The sequence below is a fragment of the Ligilactobacillus sp. JN-6 (Y).1 genome (assembly GCF_058111525.1).
The window spans coordinates 52,092-72,310 of sequence record NZ_CM176599.1 but is presented as its reverse complement, the minus strand read 5'-3'; the positions used below and the strand labels follow the sequence as shown (position 1 = coordinate 72,310).

At 41.7% G+C, this 20,219-nt stretch carries 20 protein-coding genes; 14 read left to right on the top strand and 6 right to left on the bottom strand.

Annotation, left to right across the window (positions count from 1 at the left end; translation table 11 throughout):
- Positions 1 to 8 precede the first annotated feature (8 nt).
- Positions 9 to 1,661, top strand: coding sequence for a peptide ABC transporter substrate-binding protein (locus tag AC3XNE_RS00360; RefSeq protein WP_489832269.1), 1,653 nt, complete (start codon positions 9 to 11; stop codon positions 1,659 to 1,661).
- A 21-nt stretch (positions 1,662 to 1,682) separates the two neighbouring features.
- A complete protein-coding gene (locus AC3XNE_RS00355; RefSeq protein WP_489832268.1) occupies positions 1,683 to 2,567 on the top strand; it encodes an ROK family protein in 885 nt (294 codons plus the stop codon).
- Positions 2,568 to 2,980: 413 nt separating this feature from the next.
- Here AC3XNE_RS00355 and AC3XNE_RS00350 read toward each other — a convergent pair whose 3' ends face one another.
- On the bottom strand, positions 2,981 to 4,144 hold the full coding sequence (locus AC3XNE_RS00350; RefSeq protein WP_489832267.1) for an aminotransferase class I/II-fold pyridoxal phosphate-dependent enzyme: 1,164 nt from the start codon (positions 4,142 to 4,144) through the stop codon (positions 2,981 to 2,983).
- A gap of 25 nt (positions 4,145 to 4,169) precedes the next feature.
- Positions 4,170 to 4,751 (bottom strand): GntR family transcriptional regulator, encoded by a 582-nt coding sequence (locus AC3XNE_RS00345; RefSeq protein ID WP_489832266.1) that lies wholly within the window; start codon positions 4,749 to 4,751, stop codon positions 4,170 to 4,172.
- A gap of 239 nt (positions 4,752 to 4,990) precedes the next feature.
- Here AC3XNE_RS00345 and AC3XNE_RS00340 point away from each other — a divergent pair, with 239 nt between their 5' ends.
- Both AC3XNE_RS00340 and AC3XNE_RS00335 read left to right on the top strand, forming a co-directional pair.
- Entirely contained in the window at positions 4,991 to 6,358 is a 1,368-nt protein-coding gene (locus tag AC3XNE_RS00340) for a M61 family metallopeptidase (protein ID WP_489833351.1), read from the top strand.
- A gap of 31 nt (positions 6,359 to 6,389) precedes the next feature.
- Positions 6,390 to 8,027: a peptide ABC transporter substrate-binding protein gene (locus AC3XNE_RS00335; RefSeq protein ID WP_489833349.1), complete on the top strand. Its 1,638-nt coding sequence runs from the start codon at positions 6,390 to 6,392 to the stop codon at positions 8,025 to 8,027.
- Positions 8,028 to 8,449: 422 nt separating this feature from the next.
- Here AC3XNE_RS00335 and AC3XNE_RS00330 read toward each other — a convergent pair whose 3' ends face one another.
- The 3 genes from AC3XNE_RS00330 to AC3XNE_RS00320 all read right to left on the bottom strand — a co-directional run bounded on the left by AC3XNE_RS00330 (position 8,450) and on the right by AC3XNE_RS00320 (position 9,667).
- Positions 8,450 to 8,641: an LSm family protein gene (locus AC3XNE_RS00330; RefSeq protein ID WP_489832265.1), complete on the bottom strand. Its 192-nt coding sequence runs from the start codon at positions 8,639 to 8,641 to the stop codon at positions 8,450 to 8,452.
- A 118-nt stretch (positions 8,642 to 8,759) separates the two neighbouring features.
- Positions 8,760 to 9,275 (bottom strand): ECF transporter S component, encoded by a 516-nt coding sequence (locus AC3XNE_RS00325; RefSeq protein WP_489832264.1) that lies wholly within the window; start codon positions 9,273 to 9,275, stop codon positions 8,760 to 8,762.
- Between the two features lie 2 nt (positions 9,276 to 9,277).
- Positions 9,278 to 9,667 carry a DUF4430 domain-containing protein gene (locus AC3XNE_RS00320; RefSeq protein WP_489832263.1) on the bottom strand — a complete coding sequence of 130 codons (390 nt, stop codon included), beginning with the start codon at positions 9,665 to 9,667 and terminating at the stop codon, positions 9,278 to 9,280.
- Between the two features lie 345 nt (positions 9,668 to 10,012).
- Between AC3XNE_RS00320 and AC3XNE_RS00315 the strand changes: the two genes are divergently transcribed.
- From AC3XNE_RS00315 to AC3XNE_RS00280, 8 genes are all read left to right on the top strand, one after another.
- Complete coding sequence (locus AC3XNE_RS00315) at positions 10,013 to 11,200, top strand: iron-containing alcohol dehydrogenase (protein ID WP_489832262.1); 1,188 nt, start codon at positions 10,013 to 10,015, stop codon at positions 11,198 to 11,200.
- Between the two features lie 119 nt (positions 11,201 to 11,319).
- Entirely contained in the window at positions 11,320 to 13,005 is a 1,686-nt protein-coding gene (locus AC3XNE_RS00310) for a propanediol/glycerol family dehydratase large subunit (protein ID WP_489832261.1), read from the top strand.
- 19 nt (positions 13,006 to 13,024) lie between these two features.
- A complete protein-coding gene (locus AC3XNE_RS00305) occupies positions 13,025 to 13,759 on the top strand; it encodes a propanediol/glycerol family dehydratase medium subunit (RefSeq protein WP_489832260.1) in 735 nt (244 codons plus the stop codon).
- 46 nt (positions 13,760 to 13,805) lie between these two features.
- Complete coding sequence (locus tag AC3XNE_RS00300; RefSeq protein WP_489832259.1) at positions 13,806 to 14,318, top strand: diol dehydratase small subunit; 513 nt, start codon at positions 13,806 to 13,808, stop codon at positions 14,316 to 14,318.
- Between the two features lie 52 nt (positions 14,319 to 14,370).
- Entirely contained in the window at positions 14,371 to 16,212 is a 1,842-nt protein-coding gene (locus tag AC3XNE_RS00295; protein WP_489832258.1) for a diol dehydratase reactivase subunit alpha, read from the top strand.
- The gene (locus tag AC3XNE_RS00290) at positions 16,202 to 16,570 is read left to right on the top strand and encodes a glycerol dehydratase reactivase beta/small subunit family protein (protein ID WP_489832257.1); all 369 of its coding nucleotides are present in this window, start codon (positions 16,202 to 16,204) and stop codon (positions 16,568 to 16,570) included. Before AC3XNE_RS00295 ends, AC3XNE_RS00290 begins: the two co-directional genes overlap by 11 nt.
- A gap of 15 nt (positions 16,571 to 16,585) precedes the next feature.
- Positions 16,586 to 17,173 (top strand): cob(I)yrinic acid a,c-diamide adenosyltransferase, encoded by a 588-nt coding sequence (locus tag AC3XNE_RS00285; RefSeq protein WP_489832256.1) that lies wholly within the window; start codon positions 16,586 to 16,588, stop codon positions 17,171 to 17,173.
- A complete protein-coding gene (locus tag AC3XNE_RS00280; protein WP_489832255.1) occupies positions 17,166 to 17,582 on the top strand; it encodes a GlcG/HbpS family heme-binding protein in 417 nt (138 codons plus the stop codon). The genes AC3XNE_RS00285 and AC3XNE_RS00280 overlap by 8 nt, the downstream gene beginning before the upstream one ends.
- 323 nt (positions 17,583 to 17,905) lie before the next feature.
- On the opposite strand, the gene AC3XNE_RS00275 is transcribed toward AC3XNE_RS00280, so the two are convergent.
- On the bottom strand, positions 17,906 to 18,280 hold the full coding sequence (locus AC3XNE_RS00275) for a DUF4828 domain-containing protein (protein WP_489832254.1): 375 nt from the start codon (positions 18,278 to 18,280) through the stop codon (positions 17,906 to 17,908).
- Between the two features lie 333 nt (positions 18,281 to 18,613).
- On the opposite strand from AC3XNE_RS00275, the gene AC3XNE_RS00270 reads away from it, so the two are divergent.
- Positions 18,614 to 19,507 carry a phosphate ABC transporter substrate-binding protein PstS family protein gene (locus AC3XNE_RS00270; RefSeq protein WP_489832253.1) on the top strand — a complete coding sequence of 298 codons (894 nt, stop codon included), beginning with the start codon at positions 18,614 to 18,616 and terminating at the stop codon, positions 19,505 to 19,507.
- 211 nt (positions 19,508 to 19,718) lie between these two features.
- Positions 19,719 to 20,207, top strand: a complete 489-nt coding sequence (locus tag AC3XNE_RS00265) for a CvpA family protein (RefSeq protein ID WP_489832252.1) — start codon at positions 19,719 to 19,721, stop codon at positions 20,205 to 20,207.
- The last annotated feature ends 12 nt before the right edge of the window (positions 20,208 to 20,219 follow it).

Sequence of the window (20,219 nt, the reverse complement as noted above, 5' to 3'; positions counted from 1 at the left end):
GGATGAAAATGAAAAAAATGAAGCTTTGGGCGTTATCTGTAGTAACCGTTTGTACGTTTCTTAGTTTGACTGCGTGTAGTAAGTCAGCTGATAAAACAAGTAATAAACAAACACTTAACTTTTCTGTCAATAGTGATATTGCCTCAATGGACCAGTCATTAGCGTCAGATACGACAAGTATGCAGATGCTGGAAAATACCGGTGAGGGATTCTTACAGATCGGCAAGAATAATAAGATCGAAAAAGAACTAGCACAAAAGATCGATGTTTCTAAAGACGGTAAAACATACACGTTTACCCTTAGGAAAGACGGCAAATGGAGTAATGGCACGCCCGTGACCGCTAAAGATTTCGTTTACGGCTGGCGGCGGACTGTTGATCCTAAAACGGCTTCGACGTATGCCTATCTTTATTCGGGGATCGTGAATGCCGATGACATCATGAATAAGAAAAAAGCACCAGAAAGTTTGGGGATCAAGGCTTTGGGTAAATATAAAGTCCAAGTGAAACTTGATAACCCGATCGCCTATTTTAAATTACTGCTAGCCATGCCTGTTTTTTACCCGCAAAACCAAAAAGTGGTCGAAAAATATGGCAAGGAATACGGGACTAACGCAGCACGCACGGTCGTTAATGGACCATTTAAGATCAGTGGTTGGAAGGGAACTAACTCGACCTGGAGATTAGTTAAGAACCCGCACTACTGGGACAAGAAGAATGTTCATTTGGATTCGATCAAATTTCAAGTTGTGAAATCACCGTCCACAGGTTTGAACTTATATCAAACGAATAAGCTGGACCAAACGATGTTGATCGGTAACCAAGTTGCGAATAAAAAGAGTTCCAAAGATTACGTTAAAGTTAAAACGGCCACGTCGATCTACCTGCAATTTAACCGTAGTTCACCATCGTCGGCTACTTTGAAGAAGGCGTTTGCTAACCGTAATATTCGTAAGGCCTTGTCGCTTTCTTTGAATCGTAAGTCCTTGACAGATAAGGTTTTGACTGACGGTTCAGATCCAGCACAAGGGTTTGTCACAACATCTTTGGCTAAAAATCCTCAAACAAGTGAGGATTTTGCTAAAGAAGCTTATGTCAAAGAAGGCGTTGCGTATGATAAGAAATTAGCCCAAAGTTACTGGAAGAAAGGCTTGAAAGAAATCGGCGAGAAGAGTTTATCGTTGAAGTTATTGAATGACGATGATGATACTAACAAACAGACCGCTGAATTTGTCCAAAGTTCCTGGGAAAACAACCTTCCAGGTTTGAAAGTTTCGGTCAATAACGTTCCGAAAAACATTCGGATCACCCGTTCAGAGAATCGTGATTTTGACGTGACGATCTCAGGCTGGGGCGCTGACTTCTCTGACCCAATTACTTTCTTGAACCTTTACCAAATGGGGAATTCAGGAGACGCCGGTGACTATGATAATAAGCAATACAATAAGTTGATCGACCAAATCAATAGTAACCCTGGTAACGATCAGCAAACTCGCTGGGACAACATGGTCAAAGCAGAAAAAATGCTGATGGATGATCAAGCAACGATCCCGCTTTTCCAAAAGGCATACTCCTACTTGCGCAACCAGGATATTCACGGTTTGATCGAAAACTCTGCTGGACCTGCTCATAATTACAAAGGTGTTTCGGTCTCAAAATAAGCACTGAGGTGAGAAGAGAAAATGAATTTGCTAGCACTTGACTTTGGAGGGACCTTTTTAAAATATGGTCTTATTGACGAGCAGGGAGTAGTGCTTGAAAAGTGGAAAGAACCTAATGAACTAACTGATGAATCAAGTTTCTTGCGATTTTTGAACAAAGTTATTGCAAAGAAGCGTCATCAGATCGTTGGTGTTGGGATCAGTTTTCCTGGGGTGATCGATGTCGACCGGCAAGTTGTTGTTTCGTCAGCAACTTTCCCATTTATTGAAGGAAGCAATTTTGTTGCAGTTTTGAGTCAGCAGTATCAGCTGCCTGTGGTCATTGAAAACGATGGGAACTGTGCGGCATTAGCTGAGCAAAAATTTGGCAATCTCAAGGGAATCGCTAACGGAGCACTGCTTGTTTTGGGAACTGGAGTTGGTGGGGCGCTTTTCTTAGAAAAAAACTTGCTTCAAGGCACACATTTTGTGGCGGCTGAACCGAGTTTTATGGTATTGAATGAAAGTCAAGATGATGACCGGCAAACTGCTGCCTACTTGTCAGTGCCAACGATGTTGAATAAAATAGCGCGTCATCTTGGAATGGATGACCAGAGCGATGGCGAAGCTGTCTTCCAACAAATTATTCAAGAAGAGCCTTTTGCCAAACGTGAATTTACTTCATTTTGCCATGCGGTCGCAACGATCATTTTCAATATGCAAACCTTGCTTGATCTGGAGCGGATCGTGATCGGCGGTGGTATCAGTCAGCAGCCTTTACTTATCACCAAGCTTTCCGAAGAGTTGTTGGTTTATCAACAAGCCGTGCCGTTAACGCAAAAGACGATCAAACTTCCTGAATTAGTTGCTGCAAGTTTTTATAATGATGCAAATTTGATCGGGTCAGTGGTTCCTTTGTTAAAATAAGAAAAAATACCAGTTTTCAGACTGTGAGTATTTCAGGCTGGGGACTGGCATTTTTTGTGGTGGTATGTAGTTCGCTGAATTTGGTGAGAGCCATGATTCGGAGCGAAGTAACGGCTCAAAGACGTATTCAGAGCCGTTAAACAAGTCGACGAGTGGCTCAAAATTGTAAAGTGAGCCACAATTCGAGGCAAGTAATGGCGCAAAACTGCAAAGCGAGCCATAACTTAGGGCAAGTAATGGCGCAAAAGGTGCATTAGAGCCGTTAGTCAGGGCGATGAGTGGCTCAAAATAGCAAAGTGAGCCGCAACTAGAGACATGTAATGGCTCAAAACAGAACCGAGTCCAAATAAAAACCGTAACAAAGATGTTTTGCAGAAAACAGTTTGTTGCGGTTTTTATATATTGATGTGCTTTCACGAGAGTTTAGCAAATGCTTTTTGAATAGCTTCGAGAGCAGCTAACAAATAGCTATGAGGTGTTGCGAGATTGATCCGGGTGTAATTAGAATAGCTATCACCATATTCATCGCCAAGATCTAGTGCAACCGATGCTTGAGCCAAGACCTGATCAATCGTCATTTCCGGTGGGAGTGCTTGAGTCCAATCTACCCAGAGATAAAAGCCGCCTTGACCGCCATAAATGATAATGTCGGGTGAAATTTGTTCAAGTTGGCAACATGTGGCTTCCATACTCTTTGCAACATAAGTATTCATTTCATGTATCCACCGTGCCCCCGCAGCACTGTAACCGTGAGTGACTGCCGCATAGGCTAAAGGTTCGATGCTGCCAAAATGTTTGGCGTCTCTTCTCGAGATAAATTGTTCGCGTAATTTTTCACTCGGGATAAGGACATTAGCGTGATTTAAGCCTGTCAAACTGAAGCATTTTCCCAGCGAGTTTGCAACGATTGTATATTCCGGCGCGGGGCCAGCCTTGAGGTAGCTTTCAAATTGCGTATTCCCATAGATATTTTCAGAATATATTTCATCACTAAAAACGTAGACACCGTATTTACGTGAAAGTTCAGCAATTTTTTTAAGTTCAGATGTCGTCCAAACTTGACCGGTCGGGCTATGTGGGTTACACAAGACAAATAACTTGTTTGCTGGGGACTTAAAAGCTTGGGTTAGTTTGTCCTGGTCGATAGAATATGATCGTGTTTGTGGGTCCTCGTGTAGTGGGACAGAAACTACGTCGCGACACAATCTACTAGCTGCTTGATTGTAACGGTTATAGCCGGGAGTTAGAGTAATGATGCGTTCGTTTGGCCGAACAAAAAGTTCAATACAACTCGCTAGCGAATGGATCGTGCCTGCAGTGACAACTAACCATTCCTTTGGGATTTTTAAGTCGTGCTGTTCTTTGTACCAGTTTATGACGGTTTGCTCATATTGCTGATCACGAATCGTGTAACCAAAAAGTCCATTTTGCGCAAGCTCAGTAATTGCTTCGCTAATGATGGGCGCTGTCGGAAAGTCAAATTCGGTACCGCTGAGGTTATATAACCGCGATGTCATTGCTTGTTTCATATTACCAATGCCTGTGCGGTCAACAACCTGGTCAAAATAATTAGTCATAAAGTACCTCCTGAACTCATATTCTTTAATACAGATCTTGTAAGATGTCTTTTCTGAGCGCTACTAGTGCTTGTTTTAGGTCACCTTTAAGTAGTTGTTCAATGATCTCTTTGTGTTGACCTGTTCCGGTCAAGTCACTTTTGTTGGCCTTTAAAATAAAAGCTCTTGAGGCTGATGCTAACAGATTTTCTAAGCTCCCATACAAATACTTATTGCCGCTGAGTTTAGCTAACTGAAGGTGAAATTTAGTATTTGCAGACTTATATGGATCCTGTTCATTTGTTGTACTTTTTTGAAGGAGCTTGGTGAGCTCTTTTTTCTTTGCCTTAGCCGCTACTAATTTGATCACTAATTCTTCCAAAGGTAAGCGGACTTCTTGGATTTGGCGGTAGTCTTTTTCGGTCAGGATATTTTGTACGTAGCCTTTGCGGGGATAGGATACCAAAAAACTCTCAGCAACTAAGCGACGCAGGGCCTCTCTCACTGGTGATTTGCTGACCTGAAAAAAATTGGCAAGTTCTCGTTCAGTAATGATCGTTGTCGGAGAGATTTCTCCTTGAATGATGTTTTTCTTAAGTGAGCGATATATTTTTTCGGCTGTTGTCATTTCTATACTCCTCTATCTATAATTAGACAGTTGCCTTCTCCTAAATATTAGGCTTTGATGAGAGTAATGTCAATTACAAACAAATAATGGGCAAAAACAGCAATAATCTTATTGACAAAAAGTTGATATGGCAATACTATTAAAGACAAATTAAAAGTACTAATTGGTATGTTCAGAACATTATAATTTGATGGCATAAACGAACCGAAGTAGTGATGAGGAGAGATAATTTGGATGAAATGAAAATTCACTTGAAACCACATTGGTCTGAAGATACAATTGATCGCCTTTCAATAATGATCGAAGTCTCGGCCTTAGCTGTAAAAAAAGATCAACCTGCCTTGCATTATCCGGATCAAGCATATGGTGGAGCGGTACCATTTGCAGACTATCATGATTTGCAGCTCTTTGATGACTTGGGAGAAATTTCTTTTAAAGTCAGGCAAGCCGATTCACGCAGTACTGATATGATCTACCAGGGGATCTATTTGGATAGAGAGATACAAGGCAGTTTGAAGTGGTCATATTACTTGACCCCACGTATTTTACCAGCAGGTTATCGTAGCAGTCCTTACTATGATTTCAGAAATGAACCTTTTGGACTGAACGGCTGTGGACTCTTCGCTTTTATTATGCCCAACACCGAAGAAAAATTTGAGGTCGATCTGCGGTGGCAAATGTCTGAAATGCCGGCAAACGCTCGCGCCTTATGGTCATATGGTGAGGGGAACGTTACAAAAACATTGACACCCTATGAAGTAGCTTTTTCACTTTTCAATGTCGGCGTGATGAATAGTCGAGAGAATGATTCTTTCGGGATATATTGGTTTGGGGAGTTGGAAACAGACGTTGATTACGCTTTTAATAAGTTAAGCCAAGTTTTCGACTACATGAAACGTTACTTTGATGATAACGACAGTGTTTTTCGGGTCTTTTTACGACGAGATCCTTTTGAACACAGCGGAGGTGGCTCTGCTTGCAAGTATGCCTTTATCTCCGGTTATAGTACACAAAAACCGATCGAATTAAATGAGTGGATCAAAGTCTTGATCCACGAAATAACGCACACGTGGCCGGCGATGGATGACACTCAAGTTGGATCTGGGACGTGGTTTGAAGAAGGATGTACGGAATATTATTGCACAGTTCTCCCTGCTAGAGGAGGTCTGGTTTCGCCGGAGTTTACGGTAGAACAGATCAACGAAACGACGCAAGAACGCTATTATAAAAATGTTTATCGGAATATGCCTGCCGATGAGATCCCGCAGATCCAATGGCAAGACCGGCGCGCACAACCTGTACCTTATGGGAGAGGGATGGTTTATCTTGGAAATGTGGACCAAGAACTTAGATCGGCCGGACAAGGAAGTTTGGACGATTTCGTTTTGAAATTTGTTAAACGCCCTGACCCTAAAGTTGAAGATTGGGTGGCATTTATTCGAGAACGACTAGGCAAAAATGGAGAAGAGAAATTTCAAGATATGATGACTGGTAAGACGGTCATTCCTAAACAGGATATTTTTGGTAAAAATTTTCAAGCTGTCAAATACACAACTACTAATGAAGACGGTGAAAAGATCGAAGGTTACCGTTGGCAGGTAAAGTAGCACACTTATTTTAAAACAAGGGGTGTTTATGATGAAAGGTACAACAGTGATCAAATCAGGTTTAACTTTGTTATGCGGGGTAGTTGTCTTGGCTGGCTGCCAGAAAAAGGACGCCGCAGCTGGTAAGGATAATTTAGCCGCTAAGCAGGTCTTGAATTGGAATGAAACTGCTGAACTGGCGACAATCGACCCATCTAAAGCCAGTGACTCAGTAAGTTTTGACATGATCGGTAATTCGCAGGAGGGGCTTTATCGACTGGGGAAAGATTCTAAGCCGCAGCGGGGTTTAGCTAAGTCAATGAAAGTTGAAGATGGTGGGCAAAAATACGTAGTTTCTTTGAGGAAGAACGCGAAGTGGTCTAATAACAAACCACTCACAGCGAAAGACTTCGTTTATTCTTGGAGAAGGACAGTCGATCCGAAGACAGGGGCACAGTATTCTTACTTATTTGATGGTGTGCATAATGCAAATGACATCATCGCAGGTAAAAAGGACAAGAAAACTTTGGGCATAAAGGCAACTGGTAACCATCAGCTGACTATCACTTTGGACAAAAAGATCCCATATTTCAAACTATTATTGAGCTTCCCGATCTTCTTCCCACAAAACCAACAAGCAGTTGAAAAGTATGGTTCAAAATATGGTACTAAGTCGAAATACATGGTTTACAGTGGGCCATTTGAGATGAAGAAGTGGACTGGGTCTAACTTAAGTTGGAATTTAAAGAAAAATTCGCGTTATTGGGATAAAGATGCAGTCAAACTAAGCCAGATAAATTTCAAGATCAACAAGACCAATACAACAGCCTATAATCTTTACCAAACAAAGAAACTCGATATGTTGACCCTGGATAGTGAACAGGCTAAAAATTTAAAGAATAACTCTGGTTACAAAGTACTTCCGGGTTCCAACACGCGATACTTAGAATTTAACCAAAAGAAAAAAGCTTTGAAAAATTTGAAGATCCGCCAAGCAATTTCTGAAGGTATTGACCGAGAGAAATTGGTCAAAAAGGTGATCGTCGATGGAAGTATAGTGTCTAATAGTATCGTTCCTAAGGACCTAGCTTCTTATAAAAACAAAGATTTTACCAAGTACGTCGACAAAAAACATGTTGGCCAATTTGATAAAGCTAATGCCAGAAAGCTCTTAAAAGAAGGGGTGGCAGAACTTGGTGAAAAGAAATTGTCCCTTCAATTACTGAGTGATGACACCGATCAGTCTAAAAAGAATGCAGAGTTTATCCAAAGTCAACTGGAAGATAATTTAGGCATTTCTGTCAAAATTGATAGTGTTCCGTTTAAAACAAGATTGTCGCGTTCTGCTTCAGGAGATTTTGATATGGCGATCGGAACATGGGGTGCAGATTTTACGGATCCGATCAGTATGTTGGATACTTTTGTTTCATCTTCGCCGTATAACTTTGGCAAGTGGAATAACAAAAAATATGATGACTTGGTTAAACAGGCCAAAACCAAGGATTCTAATGACCCCGCCAAACGCTGGCAAGACATGGTTCAAGCTGCCGATGTCATGAATAAAGATGTTGGTCTAGCAATTTTGTATCAACCTAATCAGGCTACTTTAACCCGACCAAATGTCAAGAACGTTGTAGTTAATTCAGCTGGACAGCAATTTGACTGGAAAGAGGCTTATATAAAGAAATAAGCTTGTAAAATGATGTTAGTGAGTGAATTAAATCCTATCTGAATAAAAGGATAGGGTCTTTTTTTGAGGTGGAAGGAAGGGTGGTAATATTGAGCTTTTGTATTATGTAGAATATATGAAGTTCAAATTAGAGCCATTGATCAAGATGATGAGTGGCTCAAAATTGTAAAGTGAGCCACAATTCGAGGCAGGTAATGGCTCAAAAGCAGTATTAGAGCCGTTGAACAGGGTGATGAGTGGCTCAAAATAGCAAAGTGAGCCACAACTCAGGTTAATTAACGGCTCAAAAACGGATTCAGAGCCGCTGAACGAGGCCATGAACAGCATTGAACAGTAGATTGAATCCAAAGTTGAAAATGTAATGCATAAAAATAGCACACGGATAATGTCGCCACTCCTTGTGCTATTTATTATGTTAATATTTAGTCTTCATAGTACAAAATAGAATGCTTGAAAATCTTTAATGTGCGTCCATCGTCGCAATCAACAACGATCCGTTTTGGCTTGACCATCTTCAATGTACCCTTGATGATCTCACCGTTGATCAACTTGATAGTCGTTGGTTTTGGAATTCCAAGTCGTTGTGCTGTATGTGGATCCATTTCTTCAGTCATGATATCAGCCTCCTTGAAAATTATGCAGATATTAGAGATATCTACTTGCACTCAGTATACCGCTTACTTGCATAGATTTCAGCTGTTTGAACTTGGAATATCGATGTCGGACAATAATTCAGTCCTTCGCATAATTTTCTAAGACTTTCTTTAACGGCCAGTAAATCAAAGGATAAAAGATTAAGTTCCCGGCTGCATGATAGATGTCAAATAAAAAGCCGCTGGTGTAATATGCGATAAAAGCCGGTGCTTGACCGACTACGACCATACATAAGCTAACTACTAGGCCATATTCCAAACCTAGAAAAGTCGCAACTGCTAACTGCAGCCACCAGAACCTGTGTAAAAAGAAAAGTTTTTTGAAAAGCAAGACTGTCAGCACACAAACAATGTATGCAACTATTTGCGGAATGGTCCAAATACCAAAACCTAAATACAAGTTGGAGACCAACATGGTCAAGGTCGCCAAGACCAAACCATTGCTACCACCATTGACCAAGGTAACGATCATAATTATATCTGTCACCGGTTGGACATTTGGGATCGGGACCTTAACGATCCGCAAAACGGTGCAAATGGCCGCTAACAGACCTATCATCGTTATTTTCCGAATGGAATCGTGCGCTTGTCCCATCGTTATTCTTCCTTATATTGACTTAAATTAAATGTGACTTTGTCCTTATTTTTGACTTTTTGCTGCTGGACACCTTTTTTGGCAGTTTTACCGTTGATCTTATACGTCCAATAGATATCTTTGTTAGCGTCTTGTTTGTGCTTACCGATCTGCGTGACCATTCCTTTTTGAAGTTTTACTGACCAAGCTTTCTTCAGGCCTGTTAAGACCGTGGCGTTTTTCTTTACATGAACATTCTTTTTAGCGATTTGATCGCCGTCATTTTGTAATTGATAAGTGACCTGGATCTGATCAGTAGGTGCGGGCTTTTTAGTGGCTTGAGAACAACCCGCTACCAATGTAATAGCTACCAAAACTATCAAAATTAAAAAATGTCTTCTTTTAAAAGTCATGCAAAGTCTCTCCTTCATTTTCTCTAACATATTTAAAAATTACGCTATTTAGATTACCATTTAATTTTCATTTGTCAAATTTATGTGAAGTAAATCTCATTTAAATATAGACCGATAAGCCTAAATCTTTACATGTGAAAAAACTCGCGTTAAAATAGCGGTGAATCATATTTGAAAACTAAATGCGCTGTAGTATTAAGGTGTTCTTTTTAAAATCAAAGTGAAAATATTTACAAATATTTGATAAAAAGGACACTTTTTTGTCAAGGATGTTTCATCATTTCCGTTTACCACCAAGCGCTGTGCAGTAGTTCTCAATCAAATATAAACAGGAGGTTTTTATTTATGGCAGAACGTAGTTATGATTTCTTAATGCCGAGCGTTAACTTTTTTGGCTCGGGTGTAATTTCAAAGATCGGTGAAAGAGCAAAAATGCTGGGAATGAAAAAACCAGTCATCATCACTGATAGGTTCCTGGAAAACTTGGAGGGCGGTGCCGTGAAGCAGACACTTGCTTCCTTAGATGAAGCTGGTGTTGATTACGTAATTTACAACGGCGTTGAACCTAATCCGAAGATCCGTAACATTAAAGAAGTTAAAGCTTTATTTGAGAAAGAAAATGCTGATTCCATCATTACAGTTGGTGGTGGTTCTGCCCATGATACAGGTAAGGGTGCCGGGATCATTTTGACTAATGGTGATGACATTACTGAGTTAGCTGGGATCGAGACTTTGGATAATGCCTTACCGCCATTGATCGCTGTTAATACTACAGCCGGTACTGGTTCTGAATTGACGCGGCACGCTGTGATCACCAACGAAGAAACGCACTTGAAGTTCGTTGTCGTTTCATGGCGTAACATCCCATTGGTTTCATTCAACGACCCAAGTTTGATGTTGGACGTTCCAAAGGGTTTAACAGCTGCTACGGGGATGGATGCATTCGTACAATCGATCGAACCTTATGTTTCAGTCGACCATAATCCGATCACTGATTCTCAGTGTATCGAAGCCATCAAGCTCATCGAAACTTCTTTGCGTGAGGCGGTAGCTAACGGTCACAACTTGGATGCTAGAACAAAGATGGTAGAAGCTGAGATGTTAGCCGGTATGGCTTTCAATAACGCTAATCTAGGTTATGTGCATGCGATGGCTCATCAATTGGGTGGTCAGTATGACGCACCGCATGGTGTTTGCTGTGCCTTGTTGTTGCCATACGTTGAAAAATACAACTTGATCGCTGACCCACAAAGGTTTGCAGAGTTAGCTGAGTTCATGGGCGAAAATACTAGTGGTTTATCGACTCGTGATGCTGCTGAATTGTCAATTAAAGGTATGAAGCAGATGTCTGACGATGTTGGTATCCCAGAAACGATCAAAGACATTGGTGCTGACCCGAAGGACTTCGAGTTGATGGCTGAAAATGCTTTGAAAGATGGGAATGCAGCTTCTAACCCACGTGTTGGGACAAAAGAAGATATCGTGAAGATCTTCCAAGCTGCCTATGATGGTAATTTGGACTTCTCATTTTAGCTATTAAACTCAAAGAGGACTGAAAACTGATTTGTTTTAGTTTTTAGTCCTCTTGTTTTTTCTGATGATAGTTAGCGTACAACTTATAGACATAAATGTAATAAAAGAGGATCTAGAAGATGAAAAGACAAAACAGATTTGAAAAGTTGGAGCAACGGCCCGTTCATTTAGACGGCTTAGTTCAAGAATGGGATGATGAAGGCTTCGTTGCAATGAATAGTAAAAACGATCCGGCTCCAAGTATTAAAGTTGAAAATGGTAAGATCACTGAATTAGATGGCAAACAGGAAGCAGATTTTGATTTGATTGACAAATACATCGTGGAATATGGGATCGATGCTAAGCAAGCCCCTAAGACGATGGCAATGAGTGCGGTCAAAATTGCCAATATGTTGTGTGATCCTAATGTTCCGCGCAAACAATTGGTGCAGGTCGCTAATGGTCTGACCCCTGCTAAGGCTGAAGCGGTGATCAGCGAGATGAATTTTGCCGAGATGATCATGGCTACTCAAAAAATGCGTCCTAGAAGAACACCCATGAATCAATGCCACATCACTAATACTTTAGATAACCCGGTCGAATTAGCGGCCGATGCAGCTGAAGCAGCTGCCAGAGGTTTCGCGGAACAAGAAACAACGCCGGCGATCGCACGTTATGCGCCGCTAAATGCGATCTCGATCTTGGTCGGCTCGCAAACCGCACGTCCAGGAGTTTTGACACAGTGTTCAGTTGAAGAGGCTGAAGAATTAAGTTTGTCGATGAAAGGCTTTACGTCTTACGCTGAAACCATCTCCGTTTACGGTACAGACCAAGTCTTTACCGACGGCGATGATACACCATGGTCCAAGGGATTTTTAGCCTCATGTTATGCGTCACGGGGTGCCAAGATGCGTTTTACATCTGGCGCAGGTTCAGAAGCTTTGATGGGTAACACCGAAGGTAAATCGATGCTGTATCTTGAAGCAAGATGTATCTTTTTGACCAAGGCTACCGGTGTCCAGGGCTTGCAAAACGGTGGTGTTGCATGCATTGGGATCCCGGGGTCTGTACCAGGTGGGATCAGAGAAGTCATGGGTGAAAACTTGTTGTGCATGATGCTCGACCTAGAATGTGCATCCGGAAATGATCAAGCATTTTCCCATTCCGATATTCGGCGGACCGAAAGAATGTTAGGACAGTTTATTGCTGGGACAGATTACATTTCTTCCGGCTATGCTGCTGAGGAAAACAAGGACAATACCTTTGCAGGTTCCAACATGGACGCTCTGGATTACGATGACTACTTGGCTATGGAACGTGACTTGGCAGTTAATGGCGGGATCATGCCGCTAAGCGAGGAAAAAGCTATCAAGGCGCGTAATAAAGGTGCCCGTGCGATCCAAGCTGTTTTTAAGGGGTTAGGTTTGCCAGAGATCACCGATGAAGAGGTCGAAGCCGCCACTTATGCCAGCTCTTCAGATGATCTGCCTAAACGAGACATGGTCCAAGACATGAAGGGTGCACAAGATATGCTTGACCGCGGAACGACAGTCGTCGATATTATCGAAGCTCTGAATAACGACGGTATGTCGGATGTTGCCGATTCTGTTTTACATTTAGCCGAACAGAAAGTGACTGGCGACTACTTGCAAACTTCTGCTATCTTTGGACAAGATTGGAATTGTATTTCCGCTATTAATGATAACAATGACTATGAAGGGCCAGGAACTGGTTATCGTTTGTGGCAAGACACAGAAAAGTGGGACAAGATCAAAGATATTTCATGGGCGGTCGATCCGCAAAATATGAAAGACTATATGAATTAAAACAGGGGTGGACATTAAGATGAGTCAAAAAATTGATATGTCCTTGGTCGATCGGATAGTAAAAAGCGTGGTGAAAAACACCAGCGAAACTGACCAGGAGATTTTATTTGAAAAGAAGCCAACGTCAGAGTCTGATAAAAAGCAAGCGACTAATAGTGCGCCACAAGTGAAAACTTTCACGCCAGAAAACGATCCAAATTTTAAACAACTTGACTGGTTCCAACATGTTGGCACTGTCAAACCAGGACATGACAGAAAAGAAGTAGTTATTGCCGTCTCACCGGCTTTTGCCGAAGTTTTTAGGAAAACTTTGACAGGCTTATCGCACTGGGATGTTTTACGGCAATTGACGGCGGGCATCGAAGAAGAAGGGTTGAAGTATCGAGTGGTGAAGATCTACCGAACTTCAGATGTTTCATTTTGCGCCGCTGAAGCCGATAAGATCTCTGGTTCAGGGATCAGCATTGCCATTCAGTCTAAGGGGACGACGATCATCCATCAAAAAGACCAGGAACCTTTGGATAATCTGGAATTATTCCCGCAGGCTCCTGTACTGACATTAGAGACCTACCGTGCGATCGGACGAAACGCAGCCCGCTACGCTAAGGAAATGTCGCCTGACCCTGTGCCAACAGTGAATGACATGATGGCTCGGGTGCAATATCAACCTTTGTCGGGATTAATGCATATTCAAGAAACACGCAGGGTGCAACCTGGCAAAGAAGCTGAAGAGATCTCGTTAAAGCTAGACTAAAGTTCAGACGTAATTTGATAAAGTTCACGGTTTAGGAGTGGAAGAAATGAGTATCACAGACGAAGAAGTTCAAGAAATAACGGCCCGGGTCATTAAGGCGCTAAAAGCTCAAGAAGGTCAAAGCGAGCCGGAAGAGAAGAAGACAGAGCTGGACGCGACAGATTATCCTTTGTATAAAAAGCACCCGGAAAAAGTTAGCTCGCCGACTGGCAAAACGTTAGCCGATATCAATCTAAAAAATGTTTTGGACCGCAAAGTGACACCGCAGGATTTTCGGATCACGCCAAAAACTCTTGAGATGCAAGGCGAAATCGCAAAAAATGCTGGGCGTCCGGCGATTCAAAATAATCTGCAACGTGCCGCTGAGTTGACAACTGTTCCAGATGATCGATTGTTGGAAATGTATAACGCTTTGCGTCCTTATCGGTCAACCAAGCAAGAGTTGCTTGACATCGCGGCCGAATTACAAAATAAATATGAGGCACCGATCTGTGCAAATTGGTTCAAAGAAGCGGCGGAAAACTACGAACAAGCCAAGAAGCTCAAGGGCGATAATTAAGATTTAACAGACACGGCAAAATTAGGTGTAAGAAAATAAGGGATGATTTTTGATGAAACGAATATTAGGTGTCGATATTGGTAATTCATCGACAGAAGTAGCGTTGGCAGATGTGGGTGACCAAGATCAAGTATCATTTGTCGGTTCTGGGATCTCAGAAACGACGGGGATCAAGGGGACCAAGCAGAATTTGCGCGGGATCCAAAAATCGATCACCGATGTACTTGAAAAAACGGATTCAAGTTTGAATGATGTCGATTTGATCACTATCAATGAAGCCACCCCTGTGATTGGCGACGTTGCGATGGAAACCATCACGGAAACGGTGATCACCGAATCAACAATGATCGGCCATAATCCGGAAACCCCTGGAGGTGTTGGGACTGGAACTGGTTATACGATCACTTTAGACGAGCTAGAAACACAAGAAGATCATGATAAACAATATATTGTTTTGGTCCCCAAAGAGGCAGACTTTGCGGATGTAGCCAAGAAATTCAACCAGGCTAGTCAAAATGGGGTGCAGATCTCGGCAGCTGTCCTGCAAAATGATGATGCAGTCTTAGTGGACAATCGTTTGGAAAAGAAGATCCCAATCGTTGATGAGGTAGCTTTGATCAACAAAGTCCCTTTGCACATGCAAGCAGCGGTAGAAGTGGCGGCACAGGGACGAGTTGTCACACAACTGTCGAATCCGTATGGGATCGCTACGTTGTTTGAACTATCCGCTGACCAAACAAAGAATATTGTGCCGATCGCACGTGCATTGATCGGTAACAGGTCAGCCGTAGTCATTAAAACACCGACTGGCGATGTAAAGGCGAGAACGATACCAGCTGGAGCGATCACCGTCCAAGGCGATGGGCAAAAAGTCCAGGTCGATGTTGGTAGCGGTGCGGATGCGATCATGAAAAAAGTCAGTCAGATCAAGGATGTTCAGGATATTCAAGGTGAGTCTGGGACAAATGTGGGCGGCATGTTAGAAAATGTGCGGCAAACGATGGCTAAGTTGACGGACAGAAAGATCGAAGAGATCTATATCCAAGATCTGTTGGCAGTTGATACGTCCGTCCCGATCAAGGTCCGCGGCGGGATGGCCAATGAATTTTCAATGGAAGAAGCAGTTGGGATCGCCTCGATGGTCAAATCCGACCATTTGCAAATGGAACTGATCGCAAGGTCCTTGCAAGATAAGGTAAATGTTCCAGTTTCGATCGGTGGTGCGGAAGCTCAATCAGCGATCAGAGGAGCTTTGACCACTCCTGGAAGCGATAAGCCGTTGGCATTGTTAGACTTGGGTGCAGGTTCGACTGATGCTTCGATCCTTGACCAAAACGGCTCTGAAGTCGCTATTCATCTGGCAGGAGCCGGCGACATGGTGACTATGATCATTGATTCTGAGCTTGGTTTGGACGATTCGTATTTGGCTGAAGATATCAAAAAGTATCCTTTGGCTAAGGTCGAAAATTTGTTTCAGCTCAGACATGAGGATGGTTCAGTCCAGTTTTTTGAAAAGCCAGTTTCATCTGAGCTTTTCGCTAAAGTGGTCGTGATCAAACCAACGGGATACGAACCGTTACCAAGCAAGTTAAATATCGAAAAGATCAAAGCTGTTCGCCAATCCGCGAAAAAAAGGGTGTTTGTAACGAATGCCTTGCGTGCGCTCCGTTATGTCAGCCCGACCGGCAATATTCGAGACATTCCTTTTGTTGTGATCGTCGGCGGGTCAGCTTTAGATTTTGAGATCCCGCAGCTAGTCACGGATAGTTTGTCTCAATATAATATCGTGGCGGGACGCGGAAATGTCCGGGGAATTGAAGGACCCAGAAATGCAGTGGCGACGGGCTTGATCTTGAGACATGCAGAAGAAGGCGTACAAAAAGATGAAAGTTGATTCAGAAAAGCCAGCAATCTTGTATGGCGTTGATACAACGAGAAAAGATGATATACCTATTGATTTGCAAGAAGTTTTATATGGGATAGAAGAAGAACAGATCCCCTGCGAGTCAATTGAGATCACAGAAAATGATACGATACAACGCGCATATGATGCAGCGGGATCTTCTCGTTTGAGTGTAGGTCTTGCATTTGACCAGGAAAAAGTGGTTGTCCATTACAAGGATTTGGATGAGCAACAACCGTTATTCATAACAAATAGGAGAGATGGCCAGGCTGCTCTACGACGGCTGGGTAATAATGCCGCTCGTTTGGTCAAAGGAGTTCCGTTTAAAGATAATAAGCAAGTTCTGTGATGGGAGGCAGCTAAGTTGAAAATCTACACGAAAGGCGGAGACAAAGGACAGACTAGCCTCTATGACGGGCAACGTGTTGCGAAAAATTCTGTCCAAGTTGAAACCTATGGCACTTTTGATGAACTAAATTCGCATGTTAGTTTGGCAGATAAATTCTGTGTTTCTGAGCAAAATGTTGAATATTTGCAGCGTGTTGAACATTTAATGTTTTTATTGCAAGGTGAACTGGCCTCGGGGACACCGGAAAAATACTACCAGCATAGTCAAGTTATTACTGACAAAGATGTGAAATATTTGGAAAATGTTATCGATAAATACACTGAAAAATTACCACAAGTAACCTCCTTTATTTTGCCTGGGGCTAGTGTTGCGGGAGCACAACTGCACGTTTGTCGGACAGTTTGTCGCCGCGCAGAAAGATTATTGCTCACTTATATGGGTGAAAATGAGGTCAGGCCAGAAATCGAACGGTATGTTAACAGACTTTCTGATTTCTTCTATATCGTTGCCAGAGATGAGGACTATGAAGATAGGATCAATAAAATAGTGGATCAAGTAGTAGAAAAATATCACAAAGCAATGGAGGAAAATTATCATGAATGAAAATCTTTTTGAAATCAAGAAAATGGAACGAGTAATTGACGCAGCAGTCGCAAAAGCCAGTGAGCTTGGAACAGGTGTAACGATCTGCTTGATGGATATCACTAACACACCACAGATGATCTATCATATGCCGAATGCTAATTTAGTCAGCTCGACTTTAGCTCCTAAAAAGGCTTGGTCAGCGATCGCAATGAAGGAACCAACTAAAGATATCAGTAAAGATATTCAACCTGGTGCTTCTTTGTATCAAATGGAAACGATGCTCGATGGACGTTTAGTTTCATTTGCCGGTGGGATCCCTTTAGTAGTCGACGGAGTGATCAAAGGTGCGATCGGAGTCAGCGGTGGTGCAACTAGCGAAGATCAGGCGATCTGTGAAACTGCCGTGCAGGAATTTTTTGCAAAATAATTGGATAAGAAATTTAACTGAGTTGGTGCAAGAGGCCATTGTTATGAAAGGGCTGGTTTTGTGGCAGCTCTTTTTTTGTTGTTTGGATCGGACAAAAGTTTGGCAGATAAATATCCGGTCGCTGACTGACCGGCCTCAGGTTTGACGAAGAAGGGTCCAGTCGGAGTTACACTGGACCAAAATCTAGCAAAGAAACGCCCAGTTTAAACATAGTTGACTAATAAGTAAGTGAGAAAGATCATCCAAACTTTGCGCCACTATATTTGTGCAAAAAAATACCTTGCATATCAGCAAGGTTCAACGTTAACTTATTATTTGTTAAGTTATGAGTTATTGCAATCACAAGGAGTTAACTGGTAAACACGATCATCTGCTTCATCGTAAACGCTGATCGGGTGTTGGTCGATAGCATCGACTCGTAAATGATAGCCATAAGTATCTAAAAAAACTAGTTCATTTTCGCTCAAATTCAAGACTGAACCCGGAAGTGAACGCCCGTCTAATGAAATTGAAAGGTCTGGGTTAATGTGTAAGTGGTGGACACGCGAGTTATTTTCATCAATGAACTTCCAGTTACCAGAAAAGACGTGGGCCGCAGTTTCACGTGGTTGCTTCTTTTGTTTGCCTGGCCAGATCAGCTTTGCAAAAAAATCTCTATTCAAATGTGGCCTTCGTTTTCCGAAGCGCGTCGATCCCATTTTTGCTCCCTCTTTCTCATTCTTAACAATATTTATCATAATCTAAATATAACACCATTTAATGGATAAAAACAGAAAAGAACCTTGATTTAAACGGAAATAGAAGTATTTGCAACAATTACGCAATTTTGAAATGATTTTGTATTTATAAAGCGTTTTTATAATAAAATATTGCAAAAGAATATCTTTTTACATAAAATTATTTTAATTTAAACGCGAATTTATGTTTCAAATGTAAATTTACCTATCCTTTACACGAACGACATTAAGGCTTTACCGAAAGAGTTTATGCTGTAGATAGTCAAAAATAATAAATGCAAAGAAGGGCTATCGATGAAAAAAACAAAATTTGCGACTCTGGCAGTAATGACTTTAAGTTTATTGGGTATCGTACTTGGCGGGTGCAGTTCTTCTGATTCTGGGAGTAAAGACCAATCTTCTAGTAAAGAAAAAATCACCGTCGTCGGATCAACAGCTTTGCAACCTTTGATAGAAAAAGCTTCCTCACAATTCCAAAATAACGTTCCAGGAGCTAATGTTACTGTTCAAGGCGGCGGCTCAGGTACAGGCTTGAGTCAAGTCCAATCAGGTGCTGTCCAGATAGGTAATTCAGATATTTTTGCTGAACAGCAAGAAGGGATCCATCCCGACAAATTGACTGATCATAAAGTGGCTGTTGTTGGAATGGCGCCAGTTGTAAATAAAGATGCCGGTGTCAAAAATGTTTCCATGGATCAGTTACGTCAGATCTTTACTGGAAAGATAACGAACTGGAAACAGGTTGGCGGCAAGGATCAAAAGATCTCCGTCATCAACCGGGCCAAGGGTTCTGGTACGCGTGCAACATTTGAAAATGCAGTTTTACAAAAGGGTGATAAAGCAGTCAATGCACAGGAACAAGATTCTAACGGCACAGTGCAAAAGATCGTCGGACAGACCCCTGGTGCGGTGAGTTATCTGGCCTTCTCGTATGTTAATAAAGATCTGCAAGAGCTTTCGATCGATAATGTCAAACCAAATTACAGCAATGTTTCTACCAATAAATGGAAGATCTGGTCATATGAACACATGTATACTAAAGGTAAAGCAAAAGGGACTGCTAAAAAGTTGATCGATTATGTTTTATCAAAAGATGTTCAAAAGGGTCTAGTTTCTAAATTGGGTTACTATAGCGTGCATAATATGAAAGTCACGATGGATCCAAATGGCCAAGTCAAAGATAAATAGATATCCTGGAAATTAAATACTTGCAAGGAATTATCTCATTGCCCAAAGGTGAGATAATTTTTTGCTTTTAGTGTGGTAAATTAGTAAGAATTGTTAAAATATTTTAATATGATGATAAAAGAAGGTAAATTGGTGGCTAAAGGACAACATGTTGCGCTAGAATTGTTAAGTAAGGTTTTCGTATAGCGCAAGTGATAAAAGGAATGGGTTTATGATTTTATCAGCAATTATCATTATTGTATTGATTTTTGGAGCGATCACAGGTTATAAAAGAGGTTTTATTTTACAATTAGGTGGTTTGCTTTCCTTAGTTTTAGGTGTGGTTTTCGCCATGTTTTACGGCCAGTCGGTTACAAATTGGCTGACATCTATATTAACTAAATATGCAAACATGCAATTTTCAGTACCTGAACGGTACTTTACTAATATTGTTGTGTTTTTTATCTTGTTTTTAATTGTAAGTGGAGTTTTTCAAGGAATTTGGCGCAGTTTGAACAAATTGACCAAGCTGCCTATATTGCACGCCGGAAATTCTATTTTGGGCCTCTTTGCCGGCGTGGCAGTACAGTATGTAATGATTTTCGTAGTCTTGAGTTTATTTTTAGCGACTTCGTCTAACTGGATCCAGCAACAATATGATGATTCAACGATTGCTCAGTCGATCGTTAAAGTTGATCGTAATGATGGTGTTAAGCTGTGAGATCTGGTGGAC